The organism is Serratia myotis, from assembly GCF_027474885.1.
In the GTDB taxonomy this organism is placed as follows: domain Bacteria; phylum Pseudomonadota; class Gammaproteobacteria; order Enterobacterales; family Enterobacteriaceae; genus Serratia; species Serratia proteamaculans.
Map to the genome: position 1 here is coordinate 3203043 of NZ_CP099707.1, position 18888 is coordinate 3221930.

Sequence of the window (18888 nt, forward strand, 5' to 3'; positions counted from 1 at the left end):
CCAGGGCCTAGCCAAGCGGGAAAAAAACTGGCTACACTGACGTTAAGTTTTCTGACGCAGGCAAAAACCTTATATGACCGATTATTCCCTACTGCTCAACGCCATACCGGCCATTCAGCACGGTTTCGGCAACAAAAGTGCGCTGCTGCCCGGCCACCTGCTGCCCTACCGCGTCACCCTGCCGGAGAAGAAACAGGTGCATGGCACTCGTATTGTTGACGTTACGCAGACAACGCAACTGTGCGGTGAAGCCGATGGCTTCTATACCACCCAGCCCGGTATTTTGCTCAGCGTGTTAACGGCAGACTGTCTGCCGGTGATTTTCAGCCGTAACGACGGTTCTGCCATTGCTGCCGTGCATGCCGGCTGGCGTGGCCTGCTGGACGGCATTCTGGAGCAACTGGCGGCGCGTATCAGCCGTGATGACTCAACCGCTAATTGGGTGGCTTCCATTGGCCCTGCGGCCGGCCCCTGCTGTTACGAGGTCAACGAGGAACTGGTCGCAAGGTTCAAGCAACAGTTACCCCTGCCCGCGGCCTTAATCAGTCCCCATTATCGCCACCTGGATCTGGCCGCCATCGCCGAATCCAAACTCCGCGAACTGGGGTTTTCCGCCGTTGACCATGCCGGAAGCTGCACCATCTGCACCCCCAATACCGACCCGCACCAGCCACAGCGTTTTAAATACACCAGCTACCGTCGCAACAGTCACCGGCGCGAGCAAGACCCTACGCATCCGGGTATTACCGGGCGAAATCAGTACGCGGGGATTATTATTACCGGTAGATAACAGAAACGAAAAAACCCGCACTAAGGCGGGTTTTTTGTACAGCTGACGCTGATTAGATTGCAGTAACGTTTACTGCAGATGGGCCTTTCTGGCCATCTTGGATTTCGAACTCAACGTTCTGGCCTTCAGCCAGGGTTTTGAAGCCGTTACCCTGGATTGCAGAGAAGTGTACGAACACGTCTTTGCTGCCGTCAGCTGGAGTGATGAAACCGAAACCTTTAGATTCGTTGAACCACTTAACTTGACCTTTAATCTTTGCCATCTTGAGTATTTCCTTTGGATTGTTTAAACCGCCCGGAGGCGTTACATAGACAAACTAGAGTCGTTACTGCTTGAGGCACTAAGATAAGGATCGGCAGAGAAGCGGTATTCAACGCTAACGTTTTTACTCAGAACTTCTTTACTGAAAATGCCACACATATACAGAACTGTACCTCGTTTTACCCAGATGCGTTATCACATACTCTGTATTCGATGGCAAGCCATTTTTAATCACTGGTGGAGCTGTCGCACATATTTGAAACGGTCGAGAGCAACATAAGCTTAAATAGACTAAAAGATGTTGAAGCCTTAGCTATTTTCTGCTTAACAGTGATACCTCGCTACACTCCGCACCCTGACTGAATTTTAACAATTCTTTCATCCGATTGACCAATGTATGTTGCAACATATAACCCCAGGCAGACGCTTAGAACGTTAAAAAATTTGAATCTTTATGGAATTTCTTATACAACTTTTGAATATCGATGAACGGGCACATTTGATATCGGATGATCCGACCATCGGGTTGCCATCTGGATGGCCCGACGCTGGCACCGCCTTCCGTCCGCGACTTCCCTGCCCCCGGCAACGAAATAATACCCAGGCTCATTATTGCTCTCAATCAGGGTGGCCACAATTTGTGCAACCGGGATCTCATAACAAAAATCAAATAGCGTGCCACTTTAGGGTGCATAAGCATGCAAAATCAGAATTTACGCACTCTTGTCGTGCAGCAGCAGTGAAATACATTACTTATTACGGGGGTTAAATAACGGCAATAACCTTGAAGAGTGTGGGAATCTATAGCGAAATTAAATCTTAAAAAACGCGCAGGTATTTACTCGGTCAATAAGAATGTCTACCGGGCGTATTTATTTTCTCTTTTTCTCCACGTGGTATCTATTCAGGCCAACGCGTAACCTCAGGCATGGGATAACCGGGCCCCGCACTACGGAATGGCCACAGCCCGCATCGGCGCTGGCCTGCAGGCGGTGGCAACCTTCGCGTCCGTCCTGCAGGCCCAGGATTAACGCTTAAGAGTTAGCCTCAAGCGCGATGCGCTCACCAATTTTGATTGGCCGAAACCGGTGCTGCTCTATTCCCGCTGCACTCAGAGCAAGATTTAATTGCTGCGGCGGTTCATCCAACGACTCGTCGGCCAACTCAAAAACCCCCCAATGGATCGGAATCACCCGCGGCGCATTTAATTGTTGATACAGCGTCACCGACTGCTGCGGATCCATATGCTGTTCCTGCATGAACCAGCGTGGTGCATAAGCACCAATCGGCAACGCCGCCACGTCAAACGGCCCTAAACGGGTGCCAATGTCTGCCAGACTATCCGAATAGCCGCTGTCTCCGGAAAAATAGAAGCGTAGCGCCGGATGATGGATCACCCAACCGCACCAGAGAGAGCGATTGCGGTCCCACAGGGTGCGCATGCTCCAGTGACGCGCCGGTGTGCAGTGAAACGTCAAATCCCCCAACTGCAGGCTATCCCACCAGTCCAGCTCTTCTACCCGCTGCAGGCGGTAACGTCGGAACCAATTCTTCAGCCCCAGCGGCACAATAAAGGTCGCCTGCGGAAATCGCCGCGCCAGTTGCCGAACGGTGCGTCGATCGAGATGGTCATAATGATTGTGTGAAATTAATACTATGTCCACCGTCGGCAACTGTTGAACCGTCAACGGCGGCGGTGTCTTGCGCTTCGGGCCATAAAAACTGAACGGCGATGCGCGTTCCGACAGTACCGGGTCAATCAGGATATAACGGCCATCGAGACGCAGCAGCATCGAGGCATGCCCCAGCCACCAGATACTGTTATCGCTGCCGCTAAGATCGGCACGTTGCCACCAGCGCTGGGTAAACTGCGGATAGCCCATCTGCGGCGGTTTGGGCAACCCCAGCTGTTTGCGCTCATCCTGCCAGCGTTTTAAATCCCCCGCCTGACGTTGCGAAGGCTCCGGATTGCGAAACCCCTGCGGGGTATGGTGCGCTTTGCCGGCATCATAGTAACGATTGGTTATCTTCAAGTTGCTCTCCCGACCATTGCGGACACCCTGCACGGGCAGGTTCGACAGCATAACAAGATACGCGATCCGCACGCTTTGTGAACCGTGCTCACCTCAGGGGGACCTTTTCGGGTATTGTGTTGTCACAGTTCCTGTAAGAATGCCAGGGCCGACTAGAGCCTGTTAAGCATCTCTTAAGATCCTTGTGATTTACTTATTAGGACATTCAGAAAAGGAGAAGTTATGAGCCGTTCTACATCACGCAAATCACGTGTTCGACTGGGCCGTATCCGTAGCGCGATGCTGGCACAGATGCAGTATTGGAAAATGTATGCCGCGATGAAACTGCGTCGGGTGCGCGTACCGGCACCACTGGTGCTGTTGGTTGGCGCGCTGGTGAGTTTCTTCATGCTGGGAATGCTGATGCTGAGCGTGGTCGCTATCGATGTCATCACCACCCTGTTCCTGCTGTGCAGGAAGCTGTTGGGATTAGGCCGCGCCGCCCCAGGCAATGCCTTTATGCCTCGCAGCTAAAGGATGAACCGGAGGCGCAGACAGCGCCTCCGTTATAGATTACCGCCGAACTTTAGCGCCTTTGCGGCGCGTCAGCATAAAGCCTGTCCACAACAGCAAGATCCACACCGGCATCAGCAATACCGAGATACGGATCCCCTCGCTGAAATACATGATCACCAGAATCAGGCTGAGGAACACCAGGCACAGGTAGTTGCCAAACGGGTACCACAACGCCTTGAAGATTGGGATCACGCCCTGACGGTTTTTCGCCGCGCGGAACCGCAGATGCGCCAGACAAATCATCACCCAGTTAATCACCAGGGTAGAGACCACCAACGCCATCAGCAACTCAAAGGCCTTCCCCGGCATCACATAGTTGATCAGCACGCCGACCGAGGTCACCAGCGCCGACAGCGCGATCGACAATACCGGGACACCGCGCTTGTTCACCCGGGTCAACGCCTTGGGCGCATTCCCCTGCGTCGCCAGCCCGAACAGCATACGGCTGTTGGCATAGACCCCACTGTTGTAGACCGACAGCGCCGCAGTGAGCACCACCACATTGAGCAGGGTTGCCACCAGATTGCTGTTCAGCGCATGGAAAATCATCACGAACGGGCTACCGCCTTCGACCACTTTGTCCCACGGATAGAGCGAAAGCAGTACCGTCAGCGAGCCGATGTAAAAAATCAGAATGCGGTACACCACCTGGTTGGTGGCCTTGGGGATACTGCGGCGTGGATCGGCCGCTTCAGCGGCCGTAATGCCCACCATCTCCAGCCCACCGAATGAGAACATGATCACCGCCATCGCCATCACCAGCCCTTCAATGCCGTGTGGCATAAAGCCGCCCTGCTCCCACAGGTTGCCGATACTGGCTTGCGGACCGCCGTTGCCGCTGGCCAATAGCCAGGCGCCGAAGACGATCATGCCGACAATCGCTACCACCTTGATGATGGCAAACCAGAACTCGGTTTCGCCGTACAGCCGCACATTAACCAGGTTGATCAGATTGATCAGGACAAAGAATACTGCGGCGGAAACCCAGGTCGGGATGTCCGGCCACCAATACTGAATATAAATACCGACCGCGGTCAATTCGGCCATGCCGACCAAAATGAACATCGCCCAGTAGTTCCAACCGGAAAGAAAACCGGCGAAATCACCCCAATATTTATAGGCAAAGTGGCTAAACGACCCGGCGACCGGCTCTTCAACCACCATCTCCCCCAACTGACGCATGATCAGAAAAGCGATAAAACCGCCAATGGCATAACCCAGCAGCACCGAGGGACCGGCCATTTTAATGGTCTGCGCAATGCCGAGAAACAGGCCGGTACCGATGGCGCCGCCCAGGGCGATGAGTTGTATGTGTCTGTTTTTTAAACCGCGTTTTAGCGGGGTATCCTGCTGCTGACCGCCCATCTTATCCTCATATGGCGTGGGATCCTGCCGCTTTTGCGCAAGATTTCGCCAATCAATAAATGTATCTGCGGGCGGCTTTTTAACACTTAACCCCGTGAGCATCAAGGAGTAGCGCCCCGGCAACGATGGCCAGGGCGCTATTTTATACTGGGAATAACCGTAGAAGGGGTGAGTTTTTAACCGGACAGGCCGCACAACTTGGTCAGATTGCGCGCGCCAATCATCAGCGTTGCGACGTAGGACTGGCGACGTGTTACCACCTCTACTGCCACGCGATCGTTTTGATATTTTATCAGATAGGTTGACGGCCAGCCCTGTCGGCGCTGACCAAAGCTTTCGGCATGACGATCGATTGCCGCATGGGCAACCACCAGATGAGACAAGTTTTTATCACCTTTAATAATGCGCTTCATAAACAGGCTCCGCCAGAGACAAGTTCTGTTGTCATAAAAAGGGAAAGTCATCAGTAATTCTGGTGTTTCAACGAACCATTTCGTTAGTTTGCTGGCTCAGCAGGAAACAGATCATCGCTGCACGCAGGGGGCTGCTGCAGTCCGCCTGCCACTCGCCAAGCTGAGTGCTCATGCGCGCTTGCCACTGAGTACTGTCGCTTTGAGCATCGGCATTCAGACTGATTTTATTGGCGCAGATAATCGGCCAGGCATCGGAGGGATTCTTGCAATAATCTTTACCTTTCACACCGCCGTAAGGATACCATTTATCCGGGTTTTCTCCGGTGATCAACGCAATGCTGCGGTTCACCTCGGCGTCGCTTTCTTCATACCATTTAATCATCGGCTTTATCCATCTTTCGTAGAGTTGGCGCTACATTACGATGCTAATACGACAGATTTATGACAATGGGATGGGTTTTTATATTATCTACACTAATGTTTTTCGGCGCGATGCGGGTGGCAACGCCACCCGACAGGCATCTTGATTAACGCTCGGGGATAAAACCTTTGAAATCCAGCGTCGGGCTGAGATCGTCATCGTCCGTCACGCTATCGCCGCGCGCGCTATGCGCCAGGCTTTTCAATAATGCAGTTTGCTGACGCTGCTGCTCGGCAATTTCCTGCAGCAGGCGGATCTGCTCATTGGCACGCACACTGGCGCGATTCACCAGGAACCAGATCCACAATCCCACCAGCAGTGCCAGCACGGCGACAACCAGCGACACCAGGCTATTCGGACCAAAACCTAAATCGTACATGGACAACCCTATCTACTGCTAAAAACAGGCGGACATCTTAGCACTCCGGGCCCCGGCTCGAACATCTTGATAGAAAATTGTTACGCACTGCCTCGCATCTCACCAGGGAATCAAGCGGGTAACGGAACAAACTCCCAACGCGAATGTGCCCCCCTCATCGCAATAGCTATCCAGCGCCAGCAGATAAAAGAACAGGCAGGCAGCGAGGAACGCCATTATCACGAGGATTTTTTTCCGTAACAAATTTAGCAGCCTCATTGTTATCTTGATAATTTGTTGGGCATGCTATCACAGCCAACTTAAACGAAGTTTAACCTGTCGTTTAGAAACCGGCTTGAGGGCTACTTTTCAGATTGTTACCATTGCCCCCTTCTCCGGAGCGTGGCTATATCGCAACGACGATAAATAACAAGGAGTCACAATGGGTAAGTTGGTGAAATGGGCAGTGCTGCTGGCAGTAGTGTATGGGGTGTTTTTGTTCTCGGGCTATGGCGTGTTGGTCGGCAGCAATAAAAACGTCGGTGGGCTGGGATTGCAGTGTAAGTACATGACGGCACGCAACCTGGTGATCGCCCAGTATCTGCATGGTGATAACGGCGTGATTGGCGTGGCCGATTGCCCGTTGTTCAAGAAAGTCGAAACGGTGGTGGATTAATCACCACCGCTCAGAACCGTCGCTCAGCGGCGGTTTCCCCATTAGCTGCGGGTAAACTTCATCTCAATCAATGCAATTGCTTTTTCAATCGCCCGCCGGGTCACGGGATCGGCACCGGCTGGGTGAGTGGTAAAATCGATGCTCTTCAACTGGCTTGCCATCTTGTCCCGCACCTCGGTGGGGGCGATAACGTCGATAACGTCCAGGATTTGTTTGATCACCAATTGGCAGGCCACCAGGTCGGAAGCCAATTCCTGATCGTTGCTCAGCATGTCGGACATAATTCCTTTCCTTCTTAATTCAGACGCCGCACAGAATAGCATGCCGCCTGAGGCTTTACCGCCTCCTGGTCGTTTGCCGCTGAATTTTCAACGATGTTGCGCATTGGCTGCCAAAACGCCCGGTTGAATTGACCTATACTTGAGCCTTGAGCGGCACGCTTTTCGGCGCAACCCTCAGCCACAACCCAACAGGAGAAAGTTATGGCAAACCACAATGTGAAATCCTGGGCTACCGTGCGTGAAACTTCGGTGGAGATCGCCGAGGCTATTTTTGAACTGGCAAAAAACGATGAGGTTCTGGCACAAAAAATCTGGGAAGAAGGCAGTGACGAAGCGTTGCAAATGGCCTTTGCCAAAACCAGCGCCGACCAACTGTACTGGGGTGAAGAAACCGTGGAACGGAAAAACGTTTAATCGGCTAATGCTCAGCAATAAAAAGCCCGGGTCACTCTGTGCCCAGGCTTTTTCGGTAGTCTGTCAAACCCCATTGGGGGTCATATTCTGCCCTGATATCACGGCTCTTCACCTCCCACACCTTCCGCATTATTCATTCTCATCACCGGTGTCACCATAAAAGCGGCTACACCTACAATTACAACCAGAGTAATAATCACTGTCATTAACATGCGATCACCCCATCAACGCTGAATTGTCACGGCTGGATCTGCTTGAGTTGTTATGTGTTGCGATCTGACCCACTTTACTATCGGCAGTAGCGGCCAATCTCAGATTAGCCGTTTTCCCTTCCGGCTGACAAGCCACCTGACGATGGTTTTTCCGAATAATTTCGCCTCGGTGTCGGTGGCTTTTTTGTCCGTGGCGGCAAGTTGTGTATACTTCAGCGCTATGTAGATCTCACACAGACGCACTGATGATACAAGAACATCACCTCTCATTAGTCTGCGCCCTCAGTAAATGGGTCGAAACTCACCTTGGAAGAGTGATCCATCTCGAAGAGCTGGCCGAATACTCCGGCTACTCTCTGTGGCACATGCAGAAGCTGTTCAAAGAAGCGACCGGGATTTCGCTGGGCAAATACATCCGTGAGCGCAGACTGGCCGGCGCGGTTTACCAGTTGCGTAGCAGTGACGCTTCTATTTTCGACATCGCCCTCGATTTTGGTTTTGGCTCACAGTCACATTTCACTTATATGTTCAGAAAGCGGTTCGATATCACGCCTTATGATTTTCGTCAGGATTTAAGCGTGGATTTGCACATCGCCCCGCCGCTGCACGTCATTCATCAGAAGACCGCCTGACCGCTTTCCCGCCGCCGTCAACGGCGGGCTAGTGCGCCCAAAGGACCACCACCAGCCCCACTAACGCGGGCAGCGCCTGCACCCTGAGGATTTTACGGCTGGCCGTCAGCCCGCCAAACACGCCCGCCACCAGCACACAGCCGAGGAAGAACAGCTGCGCCGTCGGATCGTTGCGCCAGACACCCCAGGCCAGTCCTGCCGCCAGAAAACCGTTATACAGCCCCTGATTGGCTGCCAGCACCCGCGTTGCCGCAGCAAATTCTGCGGTGGTAGCAAACACTCGCCTGCCAGTAGGTTTCTGCCAAAGGAACATTTCCAGGATCAGGATATACAAATGGATCGCGGCAATTAACAACACGATTATATTAGAAAGAATTATCATTTTATTTTACGGGGTTAACCTGGGATTAGGTTTAACCAGTATAACCGCACTCAGAATATTGCGAATAATCCGGCATAAAAAAACCCGCCGTAGCGGGTTTATTGCATAATCATTCAGAGTTAGTTTAGTGCGACAACCAACATGGCTGCGATGGTGATCCAAAACGCCGCCGTTGCAATAACAACATGGGATAATCTTGCACGATAGAGTACTTGGCTCATAATGACCTCACAGGCTTCTGACTAGCGGTGGACAACATCACTTCTTGAGATTTATCTTAATCCACTGCTCCGACCTTTTATTTGCGCCAGATCACTATTTACCAGATAAACTATATTTACGCCCAAACATGGAATTTCGATCACATTAATTTAACGTTAATAGAGCGAAATGAATAAAACCATTAGTTTGTTATAGCCTGATGATATCAAACATCGCTCCAGGGCAGGCGTGGCGCGGTCATACGTTGACCATAATAGCCGCTAACTTCGGGAAAACGTGTATTCCCCTGTTCCCAGTCACGTTGCGCCTGAGTAATCTCCTGCTTGTTGTGACCGACAAAGTTCCACCAAATGAGAATCTCTTCGTTTAAAGGGAGTCCGCCGATTAATAATGCACGGCTGCCCTTCCTGGCATGTAACTCGATACGGTTAAGATTTTTACCTAAATAGGCAAACTCATCAGGTGAAAATTTTTCATCATTAACCTCAAATGCACCAATAAGGGGCAAAAATCCTATTTCAAAGTCCTCTCGCAGAGGTAATTGCAAATAGCCATCGGCCTGCCATTCCAAATCAATGGCGATTAAAGGCGAAAGAGTGAACACCGGGGAACGATATTGTTCAAACTCGCCCACCAACAAAGTGTGCCTGACCCCGTCGCGTTGCCAGCACGGCAAATCAGGATAATGATCGAAGCGTGGTGCCATATTGGCATGTTCGGCAGGTAACGCGATCCACAATTGCGCGGCGTGTAAACGCCGCTGTTCGCCCGTTGACTGTTCGGTATGCGCGATACCCTGCCCTGCAGTCATCAGATTGACCTGGCCGGGACGTATCACCTGTTCACTGCCCAGGCTGTCACGGTGTAGCACTTCACCTTCAATCATCCAGGTAAAGGTTTGCAGGCCGATATGCGGATGCGGCCCGACGTCCATCCCCTGCGAGGAGCCACTGAATACCGACGGACCGGCATGGTCGAGAAAGCACCAGGCCCCCACGGTACGGCGTTCACGGGTAGGCAAGGCACGATTGATCTCAATGCCGCCGACTTCGGCGTTGCGTACGGCAATGCGTTGGATCTGACGGATGCCGTCAACCACAGGACAATCACGGGAAGATGAAGAATGAGTTGGGCGGGAATTGCTCATGATAAAACGCCTCCAGAACGTCACACAGGTGAGTGAGTAACCGGACGCCAGCTTACCATGAGCCGGCGGCCAGAACGTAACCTGGGTGGTCTGAGCGCTAAGATGCCTTGATGTAGCAGCCTTTGATATCGACTTCATCGCGAGCATGCTTCAGATCGGAGAAGTAAGTCACACCAAAGAGTATTGATACCACTAACAACACGGAAACCAGTAAGCCGATAACAGCCAGCAGCTTGGTTTCATCGTGGAGATTGTGCTCCATTTTATCCCCTGCATTGAAAGACGTCATGTCAGCCACAGCGTGACTGACAGCGTAAAGATGATCAGGGAGCAGGACGCTATCGCCAGCACAATGACAGCAAATTGCGCGTCTCCCAAAGTTTCACGGTAGTTTTTATCTTGTGAGGTATTACGTTGTTGTTTCACAGAATCTATCTTAACTCATCACGCGTTAACGTTTTTGTGAGGGGTGATTGATAAAAAGCCCGCCATTGCAGGTTTGTCAGATTCCGCGCCCAATGCCGCTCAGACCTCAAGAGTGGCAAGACGCTATCAACTTTCCTCGCCAGGGTCAATATTCCCCCCTGACAGATACGGCGAAGAACAGGAAGCATTCTCAACACTTATTAAAACAATAAAATAATTAGACCAACTTATAGCAAATGGCATAAAAAAGCCCGACCAGAGATCCGGCCAGGCAGAATGTGTCGCGGTTACTGTGGAATACGCAGTACCTGCCCCGGGTAGATTTTGTCCGGGCTGGACAACATTGGCTTGTTCGCTTCGAAAATCTTGTTGTACAGATTGGCATTACCATACACTTCTTTCGAAACGGCGCTCAGGGTATCGCCCTTCTTCACGGTATAGAAACGACTTTCTGCGGCGGCTTGTTCAACCGTCACCTTGTCTTCCACACCGCTGATGCCGGCGACGTTCCCTACGGCCACCAGGATCTTCTCTTTCAGTTCCTGGCTGACTGCGTCACCAGTCACCACGGCTTTACCGTCAACCACCTGCACATCAACCTTATCAATACCCGGCAGACCGGTCTTATTGAGGTGGTCCTTCAGTTTGGCGCTTTGATCTTCGGCAGTCGCATTGCCGGTCACTGTGTCCCACAGCTTTTCGCCCGCTTCTTTGACGAAGTTAAACAAACCCATATTCACTCCTTTCGATGGTTACAATGTTGCGTTGACTTAAGGCTTGTTAAGCTTAGCACTGCAAGAGGGATATTCAATTGGCCCTGCGGTTTTAAGCGGTTAGAGTAATCCGAAAGTGCCACATTTAGTTGCCAAACTGTCCAGTTGCACCTGCCCGGCATGAAACAATCGCCGACTTTACCTACAATAGGGGTATGGAAGGATTGGGTGAAGGACATGAGACGCAATGTACGCCTTGGTGATGTTTGTCTGTTATCTGGATGGCGGCTGTGCCGATATCGTGGTTGACGTACTGCGCGATGAACGCCAGTGTCTGATCAGCATGAAGGAACAGAACCTGCGCCATGCCGGTTGTTTTCCGTTTGAGGATTTTATCGACGGCTTCTGGTTGCCGGCCAACGAATATGCGCCGATGTAAACTATCGAACAAGTTTTCCGCTACTTTCCTCTGAGGAATTTCTGAATTCACCGGAAAACAGGTCTGCCTACAATGCTTTATGCCGCCAGTTTGCTAAATTGCTTCACCCGAACGATATGGAGACGGCGTGATGCCCGTATCTACCCTCTCAAACGAACATTATGAAACCCTGTTACGCGACGTCAGCCTGGTGGTCGGCGGCGCAGTGATCCAACTGATCAATCTCAATAAAAAAATTTCTGGCAATAATATTCTGGCCCATTTGGTTAACGAGATTGAGCATGAGACCAATCAGCAGCGCTTTGCCACCTTGCGCTCGGCGATTGAGGTGATGGGGCAAGCCCCGAAAGGATAGCGGCCCCAATAATAGAAAAGGCAGAGCTCGCGCTCTGCCTGATTACCTTTTGGTTCCCGACACAGGAAGAAGGTAATAGCGTTGAAACTTAGAAACGGTAGGTCAAGTTCACTGCCACGATATCGTCGGTGCTCAGTTTCAACTTGTTATCGTCGTTCAACTGGTTGATTTTGTAGTCAACATAGGTGTACATGTTTTTGTTGAAGTAGTAAGTCGCACCCACTTCCACGTATTTCACCAGATCGACATCACCAATCCCTTCGATATCCTTGCCTTTGGACTGCACGTAGGCCAGAGAAGGACGCAGACCGTTCTCAAACTGGTACTGAGCCACCATTTCGAAGTTCTGCGTTTTGTTGGCGAAGCCAGACACGCCATTGCCGCTGATTGGCGTCATGTTACGTGTATCGGCATACATGGCTGCCAGGTAAACCTGGTTGGCGTCATACTTGATTGCCGTGGTCCAGGCTGTTGCGCTGTCGCCTTTGCCGTAAGCCAATTCTTTTTGTGCACTGGTGCGGTTGGAGTCAGAGAACGCCGCCGCTACGCCAATACCAGAACCACCGATGTCCTGATAATCCAGGGACATACCGTAACCGTCACCGTTTTGTTTGGTCACGCCACGGCCATCACCGTCGTTTTTACCCTGGTACTGCAACGCAACACTCAGACCTTCAACCAGGCCAAAGAAATCACGGTTACGGTAAGTTGCCAGGCCGTTGGAACGTGCGGTCATGTAGTTGTCGGTGTAGCTATAGGAGTCACCGCCGAATTCCGGCAGCATGTCGGTATAGGATTCCGGGTCGTACACAACGCCGTAGTTACGGCCGTAATCGAATGAACCGTAGTCGGCGAATTTCAGGCCGGCAAAGCCCAGACGGGTTTTAGTGCCCGCGGTACCCTGCGCTTCGTCGTGGTTGGCCTGAACGTTGTATTCCCACTGGCCATAACCGGTCAGTTGGTCATTGATTTGCGTTTCGCCTTTAAAACCGAAACGGACATAAGTCTTGTCGCCGTCTTCGGATTTATCATCGCTGAAAACATGTTTGGCCGCTACACGACCATACAGGTCGAGTTTATTGCCATCTTTATTATAAATTTCAGCCGCGTTGGCAAAGGAGGTCATTGCCCCGAGGGCAATAGCTAAGGCTAATACACTGCGTTTCATCATTTATTTTCCTAGATATTATAATTTTTAATTCCTGCCCATCACGCCCAATTTATGGTTTGGGCTGTGATCTTTATCATTTAGCGTTTTATGAGCGCCCCTAATAAAGGAGCCATGTGACATTAGCATCATGAATCGTAACTTCAAATAAAAAAGTTCATAAAACACCGTGGATAAAGCATGTTTATTTGTAACTAAATATTACAACACCACAACCAATCAAACCATTGATTTTCATTATATTTTGGCACATAAGTTATAACCACATTGGTGCAATGCACTAATTTGGTGCAATTTAGTTTCTTTTTGTATGCTTTCCATTCGTTTCATAAATATCATGAAACTTAGCATGGTTATTAATAACGTTACTTATTTCACATTTTTATCTGAGTAAAGTCGCGCTGGTCATTTAGGACATTTACCCGTGTTTTAAGCCAAGCTTTTACCGCTTCGAATAATTAATCGAAGTCAAACCATCAAAAAGAGGTTTGGCGAAGATGAAAGGTAAAAAATAAAAAACATTGAACAGCGGAATATAAAGAAGGGGAAATAAGCGGAAGGGGTAGCATGATATACCGCCGTTATTTAAGGTTGCAGCCAACATCACTACAACCTCAAACACGGCAAGTATAAAAACGTATTTAGGAAGAACGGTTCAATACAGCGTGCTGCGTGGCGCTTCGATCAGTACCATACCGGCACGCAACCCAAGTGCAACGCCAGGGTTAGGGAACAATATCCACTCACTGGCATGCTGTACCCGGTACTCTTCTCCCGGTTGCTCACACAACAGCGTGCCCTGCTTCAGCTCGGTAAAGTTGGCAGTATCATCACTGAGATGCAGCCTGAAGTCTTCACTACGCTTGATCAGCGAGCGCTCAACGCGGAATAGCCGCAAGGTATCCGCCGCTCGTTGCGGTAAAGGCTCATCACTCACCGCCGTCTGTAACGCACGGTTAATGGCGGCAAACTGCTGCAGATCGTTGCTGCCAAACGGCCTCGCCTTGCCCAGTTCCAGCGTGCAGCTGGCAGCGCCGGCATGCTCACTGGAGAAATGGCTGAAAGTGCCACCCGGCGCGCTGTGGATCACCAGGGCATCCAGATCGGCGGCATCCAGCAAGGCCAGCATCTCGGCACTGTAAGGCCGCGTCTGGAAAGGCAAAATACCAAAGCGCGGCAGGCGTGAATCACGTATCGCCGTATGCAGATCATAATGGAAACGGGCAGCGTCCTCATCGGCGAAAAACTCCGCGATCGCCTGCTCCAGTTGCTGTGCCCGCGCGGTTTCACCACTGTGGTCAAAATCACGATAACGGCCGCCAAACATCCGGTTCATATCACTGTGCAAATAACGCTTACCGGCACGCATCGCCGCCGGGTTGCCCAGCACCACCAGCAGCCTAACCGCTAAGGTTCGGCTACCGCTGAGCAGATCATTGACCAACTGATTCAGCAGCTCAATGGGGGCAGTTTCATTACCGTGGATACCCGCTGACAGCACTACCGCCTGGCGGTAATCCTGCCGTGGGGTGATCTCCAGCAGGCCTTCCCCCAGCCAGTGCCAGTGCAAATTCGCGTTCTCGCCCTGTTGCTCAACCGGGACCTGCCCCGTCAGCGTCAGGGCCAACAAATCAAACATGGTGGCTCCGCCTATTGTTGGAAAGGATAAACCGAGCCCAGCCCGAGGATGGTCGTCAGGGCATCCAGCGCATCACGCCCTTCGCGCAGCAGTTGCGGATCGGCCAAATCATTTTGCGTCAGACGATCGCGGTAATAACGATCGACCCATTCATTCAGCGTGACGAACAGGCTATCGTTCATCATCACGCGCGGATTAACCGCCCGCAGCTCTTGCTCATTCAACGCCACACGCAGCCGCAAACAGGCCGGCCCGCCGCCATTACGCATGCTTTCACGCAGGTCAAACACCTTGATTTCATCGATTGGCCCGCCGCCGGACACCATCTCGCTCAGATAGCTCCAGACGCCGCTGTGCTGACGCGACTCTTCCGGCACCACGATCATCATTTTGCCGTTGGGTTTGGTCAGGATCTGGCTGTTGAACAGATAGGTTGCCACCGCATCCGCCACGGACACCCGCGTCGTCGGCACTTCAATCACCACCAGTTCGGTGTCCAGCGTCGCCATCTTGCGACGCACTTCATCCAACGCCTGCTGCTGGCGATAAAAAGCCTGCTGATGATGGAACAGCACGTTCTGGTTGCTGACGGCAATCACGTCGTTATGGAACACGCCCTGATCGATCACCTCCGGGTTCTGCTGCACAAACACCGTATGCTGCTCGTCCAACTGATGCAGACGGGCAATCGCCTCCCCGGCCTCACGCGTCTGACGTGCCGGATAACGCGTTGGGGCAATTTCACCCCCAAACTCCTGACGGCCGTAAACAAACATCTGCACGCTGCGTTTGCCGTAGTCGCCGCCCAGTCGGTTGTGATTAGCCGCACCTTCGTCACCGAACAGCGCCACCTGCGGCAAGGCCTCATGATGGGCGAAATGGCGGGGATCGTTAAACATCGCTCGCAGTACGCCGGAAGTCGTCTCGGCCTCAATCGCGCGATGGAATTTATTGTTCAGATTGGCGGCGGTGAAATGCACCTTGCCATCAGCGCTGTCCGCCGAAGGTGACACCGTGGCCGCATTGGCGGTCCACATGCAAGAGGCCGAACTGAGCGCAGACAGCAGACGTGGCGACTGCTGCATCGCCTGTGCCAAAACACTTTCATCGCTGCCGCTGAAACCCAATTTGCGCAGCATCGGCACGTGCGGGCGTTCCTGCGGTGGCAATACTCCCTGCTGGAAGCCGAGGTCTGCCAGCGCCTTCATCTTCAGCAGCCCCTGCTTGGCCGCCAGTTTCGGGTTCGACACGCTATTCTGGTGCTGGGTCGAGGCCTCATTCCCAAATGACAATCCGGCGTAGTGATGCGTCAGGCCCACCAGACCATCGAAATTGACTTCATATCCTGACATGCTGTTCTCCTGATATTGTAGGGGCGCTGCATGCTGCACCCCTACAGTAATAACGCTGCGGCTTGAAAGGCGACGGGTAAAACTTAATTAAATGACAGTCCCGGCGACAGACTGGCCGGCAGCGTCAGGCTTTCGCTCTCCAGCGATGCCATTGGCCAGGCGCAGTAATCCGCTGCGTAGTAGGCACTTGGGCGATGGTTGCCAGAGGCCCCCACACCGCCGAACGGTGCCGCACTGGAAGCCCCGGTCAAAGGTTTGTTCCAGTTGACGATACCGGCACGCGCCTCCAACAGCAGGTGATCAAAACGCTCACGCTGCGGCGAAACCAGCCCGACCGACAGGCCATAGCGCGTCTGGTTGGCGATACGCACCGCTTCATCAAAATCGTTATAGCGAATGATGGTGGTCAGCGGGCCAAAGTATTCCTCGTCCGGCACATTCTGCACGCCGGTCACGTCAATAATGCCCGGGCTGAGCAACGCGCTGCCGCTCTCCAGACGTTGCATGGTCAGCAAGGCTTTGCCGCCCAGAGACAGCAGGTGATGTTGCGCCGCCAGCATTTTTTCTGCCGCCGCCGAAGAGATCACCCCGCCCATAAATGGCTGAGGTTCGGCATCCCAGCGGCCAATGCGCAAGGCGCTCGCCACCTGCACCAAACGCTCAATAAAGGCATCGCCCTCGCTGCCGCGTTTCACCAGAATACGGCGCGAACAGGTACAGCGCTGACCGGCGGAAATAAAGGCCGACTGGATCGCCAGGTTGACCACCGCATCGCAGTCTTCAATCTGATCGACAATCAGTGCGTTGTTGCCACCCATTTCCAGCGCCAGGATCTTCTCAGGCTGCCCCGCCAACTGACGATGCAGGTGATAGCCGGTGCCGGCACTGCCGGTAAACAGCAGGCCGTCGATATCGGTACTGGCGGCCAGCGCCTCGCCGGTTTCACGTCCGCCCTGCACCATATTGATCACCCCGGCAGGCAAACCGGCCTGCTGCCACAGCTTCAGGGTTTCCTCGGCGGTTTGCGGCGTCAGCTCACTCGGCTTAAACACCACCGTGTTACCCGCCAACAGCGCCGGTACGATATGCCCATTAGGCAAATGACCGGGGAAGTTATAAGGCCCAAACACCGCCAGTACGCCGTGCGGCCGGTGACGCAGCACCGAAGCGCCATCCGCCATCGCGGTCTGGCTTACGCCGGTACGCGCCTGATAAGCCTGCAGGGAAATCGCCACTTTGCCGATCATCGCCTGAACTTCGGTCAGCGTCTCCCAACGGGGTTTGCTGGTTTCACGGCTGATGGTCGCTGCCAAATGCGCCTTGTGCTCTTCCAACAGCGCGGCAAAACGCTTCACCAATTGCTCACGTTGTTCAAACGGCGTGCGCGCCCAGGCAGGGAAAGCAGCACGAGCCGCTTCACAGGCGGCGGCGACATCACTGCCGTCGGCGGCGTTAGCCTGCCACAGCGGCTGATTGTCGACCGGATCGGTTTTGCTGAATTCAGCGCCATGGCCCTGCTGCCAGGTGCCATTAATAAACAGTGCAGGATGGGACATTACGCTTTCTCCTGTGCAATAAGGGGGATAACCCGCACCGGGCTGCCTTGCTCAACGCCCAGCGCCGCAGCGGTGGCCGCATTGATATGCAGACGGTCGTCATACAGATCGGCATTGACCAGCAGTGCGCGGTAATTTTGATAATGATCGTTAGCCACCAGATGAACCGGCGCATCGGCGCGCATCGGCGTTTCATCCAGTACCACTTTCACCAGGCGGCTTTGTTTGACCGCACGGATCTGGTCGATTTCCGCTTCCAGCGTCGGGCCGCCGTCGAAGATATCGACATAGCCCTGATAACGCAGGCCTTCCGACTCCAATACCCGGCGCGCCGGTACCGTCTGCGGATGCACTTCGCCAATCACTTTTTGCGCGTCTTCGGCCAGGAAATCGACATACAGCGGGTGTTTCGGCATCAGTTCAGCGATAAACGCCTTCTGGCCGGTGCCGCTCAGGTAGTCCGCCTTGGCGAACTCGATGGAGAAGAAATGGTTGCCTACGCTCTCCCAGAACGGCGAACGGCCGTTCTCATCGGAGAAACCGCGCATTTCGGCAATCAGCCGGGCGGAGAAACGCTCACGGAAAGCGGCGATAAACAGGAAACGCACCTTCGACAGCAGCTTGCCGTTTTCGCCGTGGCGGTAGTCCGGATCGAGGAACAGCGTACAGAGTTCGGAATGGCCGGTGTGATCGTTGCTGAGGAACAGCGTCGGCACCGATTTATACACATTCAACTGTTTGGACGCATGCACCTGGGTGCCAACGCGGAAGCTGTACCAGGGTTCAGTGAGCCCCACGGCCACTTCAATGGCACACACCCCGACCACCTGCTGGCGCTCGCTGTCTTCCAGAACAAACAGATAACACTGGTCACTTTGCGGAAGTTCGCCTTGCCAGGTTTTTAACGCCCGCTCAATGCGTGCCGACAAGGTATCTTCATCTTGCGGCAGGGAAGTGAGACCGATGCCGGACTTACCGGCCAGCGTCAATAAATCAGCCAAATCGCGACGCTCTATAGGGCGAATAATCATCATAATGCGAACCTCTTCTTAATCAGGCTGCGCCGGTGAAGGCGCAA

The 18888-nt window shown here is 52.9% G+C and carries 26 protein-coding genes; 7 read left to right on the forward strand and 19 right to left on the reverse strand.

All coding sequences use genetic code 11. From position 1 onward, the window contains the following. Nucleotides 1-73: 73 nt before the first annotated feature. Nucleotides 74-790 (forward strand): peptidoglycan editing factor PgeF, encoded by a 717-nt coding sequence (gene pgeF, locus NHG65_RS15170; RefSeq protein WP_413481847.1) that lies wholly within the window; start codon nucleotides 74-76, stop codon nucleotides 788-790. 52 nt (nucleotides 791-842) lie between these two features. Here the strand turns inward: pgeF and cspE are convergent, their stop codons facing one another. From cspE to NHG65_RS15185, 3 genes are all read right to left on the reverse strand, one after another. After that, nucleotides 843-1052 (reverse strand): transcription antiterminator/RNA stability regulator CspE, encoded by a 210-nt coding sequence (cspE, locus tag NHG65_RS15175; RefSeq protein WP_002221949.1) that lies wholly within the window; start codon nucleotides 1050-1052, stop codon nucleotides 843-845. A 41-nt stretch (nucleotides 1053-1093) separates the two neighbouring features. Further along, entirely contained in the window at nucleotides 1094-1210 is a 117-nt protein-coding gene (locus tag NHG65_RS15180) for a DUF2627 domain-containing protein (protein ID WP_071593021.1), read from the reverse strand. 875 nt (nucleotides 1211-2085) lie between these two features. Further along, a complete protein-coding gene (locus tag NHG65_RS15185; protein ID WP_099064403.1) occupies nucleotides 2086-3084 on the reverse strand; it encodes an MBL fold metallo-hydrolase in 999 nt (332 codons plus the stop codon). 222 nt (nucleotides 3085-3306) lie between these two features. On the opposite strand from NHG65_RS15185, the gene NHG65_RS15190 reads away from it, so the two are divergent. After that, complete coding sequence (locus NHG65_RS15190) at nucleotides 3307-3597, forward strand: hypothetical protein (RefSeq protein ID WP_207979074.1); 291 nt, start codon at nucleotides 3307-3309, stop codon at nucleotides 3595-3597. A gap of 39 nt (nucleotides 3598-3636) precedes the next feature. Here NHG65_RS15190 and NHG65_RS15195 read toward each other — a convergent pair whose 3' ends face one another. The 5 genes from NHG65_RS15195 to mgrB all read right to left on the reverse strand — a co-directional run bounded on the left by NHG65_RS15195 (nucleotide 3637) and on the right by mgrB (nucleotide 6460). Further along, complete coding sequence (locus NHG65_RS15195) at nucleotides 3637-5004, reverse strand: amino acid permease (protein ID WP_099064303.1); 1368 nt, start codon at nucleotides 5002-5004, stop codon at nucleotides 3637-3639. A 176-nt stretch (nucleotides 5005-5180) separates the two neighbouring features. Further along, nucleotides 5181-5417 (reverse strand): DUF4060 family protein, encoded by a 237-nt coding sequence (locus NHG65_RS15200; RefSeq protein ID WP_012145549.1) that lies wholly within the window; start codon nucleotides 5415-5417, stop codon nucleotides 5181-5183. Between the two features lie 67 nt (nucleotides 5418-5484). After that, nucleotides 5485-5799 (reverse strand): phage protein NinX family protein, encoded by a 315-nt coding sequence (locus tag NHG65_RS15205; protein ID WP_099064304.1) that lies wholly within the window; start codon nucleotides 5797-5799, stop codon nucleotides 5485-5487. 145 nt (nucleotides 5800-5944) lie between these two features. Further along, nucleotides 5945-6217 (reverse strand): YebO family protein, encoded by a 273-nt coding sequence (locus NHG65_RS15210; protein ID WP_099064305.1) that lies wholly within the window; start codon nucleotides 6215-6217, stop codon nucleotides 5945-5947. 99 nt (nucleotides 6218-6316) lie between these two features. Then, the gene (gene mgrB / locus NHG65_RS15215; RefSeq protein WP_099064404.1) at nucleotides 6317-6460 is read right to left on the reverse strand and encodes a PhoP/PhoQ regulatory lipoprotein MgrB; all 144 of its coding nucleotides are present in this window, start codon (nucleotides 6458-6460) and stop codon (nucleotides 6317-6319) included. A 178-nt stretch (nucleotides 6461-6638) separates the two neighbouring features. Here mgrB and NHG65_RS15220 point away from each other — a divergent pair, with 178 nt between their 5' ends. Beyond that, nucleotides 6639-6872 carry a YobH family protein gene (locus NHG65_RS15220; protein WP_099064306.1) on the forward strand — a complete coding sequence of 78 codons (234 nt, stop codon included), beginning with the start codon at nucleotides 6639-6641 and terminating at the stop codon, nucleotides 6870-6872. Nucleotides 6873-6913: 41 nt separating this feature from the next. Here NHG65_RS15220 and NHG65_RS15225 read toward each other — a convergent pair whose 3' ends face one another. Further along, nucleotides 6914-7153 (reverse strand): DUF2766 family protein, encoded by a 240-nt coding sequence (locus NHG65_RS15225; protein ID WP_085117202.1) that lies wholly within the window; start codon nucleotides 7151-7153, stop codon nucleotides 6914-6916. 201 nt (nucleotides 7154-7354) lie between these two features. On the opposite strand from NHG65_RS15225, the gene NHG65_RS15230 reads away from it, so the two are divergent. Continuing rightward, complete coding sequence (locus NHG65_RS15230) at nucleotides 7355-7567, forward strand: YccJ family protein (RefSeq protein ID WP_012145555.1); 213 nt, start codon at nucleotides 7355-7357, stop codon at nucleotides 7565-7567. Nucleotides 7568-8024: 457 nt separating this feature from the next. After that, entirely contained in the window at nucleotides 8025-8411 is a 387-nt protein-coding gene (locus NHG65_RS15235) for a helix-turn-helix domain-containing protein (protein ID WP_012145556.1), read from the forward strand. Nucleotides 8412-8439: 28 nt separating this feature from the next. Here the strand turns inward: NHG65_RS15235 and NHG65_RS15240 are convergent, their stop codons facing one another. The 5 genes from NHG65_RS15240 to lysM all read right to left on the reverse strand — a co-directional run bounded on the left by NHG65_RS15240 (nucleotide 8440) and on the right by lysM (nucleotide 11322). Continuing rightward, the gene (locus NHG65_RS15240; protein WP_413481850.1) at nucleotides 8440-8793 is read right to left on the reverse strand and encodes a DUF1304 domain-containing protein; all 354 of its coding nucleotides are present in this window, start codon (nucleotides 8791-8793) and stop codon (nucleotides 8440-8442) included. A gap of 427 nt (nucleotides 8794-9220) precedes the next feature. After that, nucleotides 9221-10162 carry a pirin family protein gene (locus NHG65_RS15245; RefSeq protein WP_261426418.1) on the reverse strand — a complete coding sequence of 314 codons (942 nt, stop codon included), beginning with the start codon at nucleotides 10160-10162 and terminating at the stop codon, nucleotides 9221-9223. A gap of 97 nt (nucleotides 10163-10259) precedes the next feature. Then, nucleotides 10260-10424, reverse strand: coding sequence for a hypothetical protein (locus tag NHG65_RS15250; RefSeq protein WP_020827317.1), 165 nt, complete (start codon nucleotides 10422-10424; stop codon nucleotides 10260-10262). Between the two features lie 23 nt (nucleotides 10425-10447). After that, on the reverse strand, nucleotides 10448-10588 hold the full coding sequence (locus NHG65_RS15255; RefSeq protein ID WP_165366775.1) for a hypothetical protein: 141 nt from the start codon (nucleotides 10586-10588) through the stop codon (nucleotides 10448-10450). A gap of 287 nt (nucleotides 10589-10875) precedes the next feature. Next, nucleotides 10876-11322, reverse strand: coding sequence for a peptidoglycan-binding protein LysM (gene lysM / locus NHG65_RS15260; protein ID WP_112349719.1), 447 nt, complete (start codon nucleotides 11320-11322; stop codon nucleotides 10876-10878). A 226-nt stretch (nucleotides 11323-11548) separates the two neighbouring features. On the opposite strand from lysM, the gene NHG65_RS15265 reads away from it, so the two are divergent. Together NHG65_RS15265 and NHG65_RS15270 are read left to right on the forward strand one after the other, a co-directional pair. Continuing rightward, nucleotides 11549-11740, forward strand: a complete 192-nt coding sequence (locus tag NHG65_RS15265; RefSeq protein ID WP_012145560.1) for a YdfD/YebW family protein — start codon at nucleotides 11549-11551, stop codon at nucleotides 11738-11740. A gap of 130 nt (nucleotides 11741-11870) precedes the next feature. After that, nucleotides 11871-12095, forward strand: coding sequence for a biofilm development regulator YmgB/AriR family protein (locus tag NHG65_RS15270; protein WP_099064310.1), 225 nt, complete (start codon nucleotides 11871-11873; stop codon nucleotides 12093-12095). A gap of 88 nt (nucleotides 12096-12183) precedes the next feature. Here the strand turns inward: NHG65_RS15270 and NHG65_RS15275 are convergent, their stop codons facing one another. From NHG65_RS15275 to astA, 5 genes are all read right to left on the reverse strand, one after another. Beyond that, entirely contained in the window at nucleotides 12184-13266 is a 1083-nt protein-coding gene (locus NHG65_RS15275) for a porin (RefSeq protein WP_099064311.1), read from the reverse strand. A gap of 652 nt (nucleotides 13267-13918) precedes the next feature. Then, nucleotides 13919-14902: a succinylglutamate desuccinylase gene (astE, locus tag NHG65_RS15280; RefSeq protein ID WP_499182352.1), complete on the reverse strand. Its 984-nt coding sequence runs from the start codon at nucleotides 14900-14902 to the stop codon at nucleotides 13919-13921. Nucleotides 14903-14913: 11 nt separating this feature from the next. Next, nucleotides 14914-16254 carry an N-succinylarginine dihydrolase gene (gene astB / locus NHG65_RS15285; protein WP_499182353.1) on the reverse strand — a complete coding sequence of 447 codons (1341 nt, stop codon included), beginning with the start codon at nucleotides 16252-16254 and terminating at the stop codon, nucleotides 14914-14916. 83 nt (nucleotides 16255-16337) lie between these two features. Continuing rightward, the gene (gene astD, locus NHG65_RS15290) at nucleotides 16338-17810 is read right to left on the reverse strand and encodes a succinylglutamate-semialdehyde dehydrogenase (protein ID WP_099064314.1); all 1473 of its coding nucleotides are present in this window, start codon (nucleotides 17808-17810) and stop codon (nucleotides 16338-16340) included. Continuing rightward, nucleotides 17810-18844, reverse strand: coding sequence for an arginine N-succinyltransferase (gene astA / locus NHG65_RS15295; RefSeq protein ID WP_099064315.1), 1035 nt, complete (start codon nucleotides 18842-18844; stop codon nucleotides 17810-17812). The genes astD and astA overlap by 1 nt, the downstream gene beginning before the upstream one ends. Nucleotides 18845-18888 lie beyond the last annotated feature (44 nt).

Bases quoted from the DNA above. Each gene is read 5' to 3' on its own strand.
- NHG65_RS15180 (WP_071593021.1), bottom strand. From the start codon at position 1,210: ATGTGTGGCATTTTCAGTAAAGAAGTTCTGAGTAAAAACGTTAGCGTT.
- NHG65_RS15235 (WP_012145556.1), top strand. From the start codon at position 8,025: ATGATACAAGAACATCACCTCTCATTAGTCTGCGCCCTCAGTAAATGG.
- cspE (WP_002221949.1), bottom strand. From the start codon at position 1,052: ATGGCAAAGATTAAAGGTCAAGTTAAGTGGTTCAACGAATCTAAAGGT.
- astD (WP_099064314.1), bottom strand. From the start codon at position 17,810: ATGTCCCATCCTGCACTGTTTATTAATGGCACCTGGCAGCAGGGCCAT.
- astB (WP_499182353.1), bottom strand. From the start codon at position 16,254: ATGTCAGGATATGAAGTCAATTTCGATGGTCTGGTGGGCCTGACGCAT.
- NHG65_RS15225 (WP_085117202.1), bottom strand. From the start codon at position 7,153: ATGTCCGACATGCTGAGCAACGATCAGGAATTGGCTTCCGACCTGGTG.
- NHG65_RS15230 (WP_012145555.1), top strand. From the start codon at position 7,355: ATGGCAAACCACAATGTGAAATCCTGGGCTACCGTGCGTGAAACTTCG.
- astE (WP_499182352.1), bottom strand. From the start codon at position 14,902: ATGTTTGATTTGTTGGCCCTGACGCTGACGGGGCAGGTCCCGGTTGAG.
- NHG65_RS15200 (WP_012145549.1), bottom strand. From the start codon at position 5,417: ATGAAGCGCATTATTAAAGGTGATAAAAACTTGTCTCATCTGGTGGTT.
- astA (WP_099064315.1), bottom strand. From the start codon at position 18,844: ATGATGATTATTCGCCCTATAGAGCGTCGCGATTTGGCTGATTTATTG.
- NHG65_RS15245 (WP_261426418.1), bottom strand. From the start codon at position 10,162: ATGAGCAATTCCCGCCCAACTCATTCTTCATCTTCCCGTGATTGTCCT.
- NHG65_RS15275 (WP_099064311.1), bottom strand. From the start codon at position 13,266: ATGATGAAACGCAGTGTATTAGCCTTAGCTATTGCCCTCGGGGCAATG.
- NHG65_RS15265 (WP_012145560.1), top strand. From the start codon at position 11,549: ATGTACGCCTTGGTGATGTTTGTCTGTTATCTGGATGGCGGCTGTGCC.
- NHG65_RS15250 (WP_020827317.1), bottom strand. From the start codon at position 10,424: ATGGAGCACAATCTCCACGATGAAACCAAGCTGCTGGCTGTTATCGGC.
- NHG65_RS15190 (WP_207979074.1), top strand. From the start codon at position 3,307: ATGAGCCGTTCTACATCACGCAAATCACGTGTTCGACTGGGCCGTATC.
- NHG65_RS15205 (WP_099064304.1), bottom strand. From the start codon at position 5,799: ATGATTAAATGGTATGAAGAAAGCGACGCCGAGGTGAACCGCAGCATT.
- pgeF (WP_413481847.1), top strand. From the start codon at position 74: ATGACCGATTATTCCCTACTGCTCAACGCCATACCGGCCATTCAGCAC.
- NHG65_RS15240 (WP_413481850.1), bottom strand. From the start codon at position 8,793: ATGATAATTCTTTCTAATATAATCGTGTTGTTAATTGCCGCGATCCAT.
- NHG65_RS15220 (WP_099064306.1), top strand. From the start codon at position 6,639: ATGGGTAAGTTGGTGAAATGGGCAGTGCTGCTGGCAGTAGTGTATGGG.
- NHG65_RS15195 (WP_099064303.1), bottom strand. From the start codon at position 5,004: ATGGGCGGTCAGCAGCAGGATACCCCGCTAAAACGCGGTTTAAAAAAC.
- lysM (WP_112349719.1), bottom strand. From the start codon at position 11,322: ATGGGTTTGTTTAACTTCGTCAAAGAAGCGGGCGAAAAGCTGTGGGAC.
- NHG65_RS15270 (WP_099064310.1), top strand. From the start codon at position 11,871: ATGCCCGTATCTACCCTCTCAAACGAACATTATGAAACCCTGTTACGC.
- NHG65_RS15210 (WP_099064305.1), bottom strand. From the start codon at position 6,217: ATGTACGATTTAGGTTTTGGTCCGAATAGCCTGGTGTCGCTGGTTGTC.